Genomic DNA, 1,580 nt, shown 5'->3' on the forward strand with positions numbered 1-1,580 from the left:
GTCGTCCCGCCGGTCGGTGTCCATGGGCTCAACTGTACGAGCCGCCCGAACCCCCTCGGACCTGCTCACCCGGCAGCGCCGCCCGGCCGGGGCAGCGTCCCCGACCGGTCCTCCATGACCTGCACGCTCGGCCCCTCCCGGCGCTCCGCGGGCTCCTTCTCCTCGTCGTCCCCGGAGAAGAGCACACCCGTCAGCGTCAGCACGATGACCACCGCCGCGACCGTGAACGCCACCGCGCCCGTCGCGATGCCGATGACCGCGTTGCGCCCCGCGCCGGTCCCTTCGCGCCGCGCGCGGCTGCGCGCGACCAGGCCGAACGCCCGCGCCGCCGGGCCGAGCAGCACCGAGAGGACCACGCCGTAGACCGTGGGCAGGAGGGTGACGCCGATGACGCCGCACACCATCGCCTTCGTGCCCGGACCGGCCGGTCCCCGCCGCGCCCCGGCGGCGGCCGGCGCCGGTGGACTGCTCGCCGCCATATCCGCTCCCTCCGCTCCCCTCGCGCCCCGCGCACGCGCGTTCGCACATGCTACGGAGCCGGGGCGGCGCCGTCAGTCCGTTGGCCTACCATGATGCGATGGCCGATCTCGACTCCTTCATCGCCGGTCTGCCGAAGGCCGAACTCCACGTCCACCACGTCGGCTCCGCGTCGCCCCGCATCGTCGCCGAACTCGCCGCGCGGCACCCGGACTCCACGGTGCCCGCGGACGCCGAGGCGCTCGCCGACTTCTTCACCTTCCGCGACTTCGCGCACTTCGTCGAGGTCTACCTGTCCGTCGTCGATCTCATCCGCACCCCGGACGACGTGCGCCTGCTGACGTACGAAATCGCGCGCGACATGGCGCGGCAGAGCATCCGCTACGCGGAGCTGACCGTCACGCCGTACAGCTCCACGAGCCGCGGCATCCCCGACCGCGCCTTCCTGGACGCCCTGGAGGACGCCCGGCGCAGCGCCGAGGCCGAGCTGGGCGTCGTGCTGCGCTGGTGCTTCGACATCCCCGGCGAGGCGGGGCTGGCGGCGGCCGAGGAGACGGCGCGGATCGCCGTCGACATCGGCTGCGAGGGGCTCGTGGCCTTCGGCCTCGGCGGCCCGGAGATCGGCGTGCCGCGCGGGCAGTTCAAGCCGTACTTCGACCGCGCGATAGCGGCCGGGCTGCGCAGCGTCCCGCACGCGGGCGAGACGACCGGGCCGCAGACGGTCTGGGACGCGGTCACCGAGCTGCGCGCCGAGCGCATCGGGCACGGCACGAGCGCGGCGCAGGACCCGAAGCTGCTGGCGCACCTCGCGGAGGCGGGCATCGCGCTGGAGGTCTGCCCGACCTCCAACGTCGCGACGAGGGCGGTCGCTTCGCTGGACGAGCACCCGCTGCCGCGGATCGTGGACGCGGGCGTGCTGGTCGCGCTGGGCAGCGACGACCCGCCGATGTTCAGTACGGACCTCAACACGGAGTACGGGGTGGCGGCCCGCCTGCTCGGGCTCGACGAGGCGGGCACGGCGGCGCTGGCGAAGAACTCGGTCAAGGCGTCGTTCATGGAGCCGGCCGCGAAGGCGGCGCTGACGGCGGAGATCGACGCGTACG

The 1,580-nt window shown here is 74.3% G+C and carries 2 protein-coding genes; one reads left to right on the top strand and one right to left on the bottom strand.

Going from position 1 to position 1,580, the window contains the following annotated elements; translation table 11 throughout:
- Positions 1 to 65: 65 nt before the first annotated feature.
- Positions 66 to 479, bottom strand: a complete 414-nt coding sequence (locus H5J30_RS32235) for a hypothetical protein (protein WP_258563637.1) — start codon at positions 477 to 479, stop codon at positions 66 to 68.
- 98 nt (positions 480 to 577) lie between these two features.
- On the opposite strand from H5J30_RS32235, the gene H5J30_RS32240 reads away from it, so the two are divergent.
- A partial coding sequence (locus H5J30_RS32240) for an adenosine deaminase (RefSeq protein ID WP_181791177.1) occupies positions 578 to 1,580 on the top strand: 1,003 nt, incomplete at its 3' end.

The sequence above is a fragment of the Streptomyces phytophilus genome (genome assembly GCF_013870535.1).
Taxonomy (GTDB): domain Bacteria; phylum Actinomycetota; class Actinomycetes; order Streptomycetales; family Streptomycetaceae; genus Streptomyces; species Streptomyces phytophilus.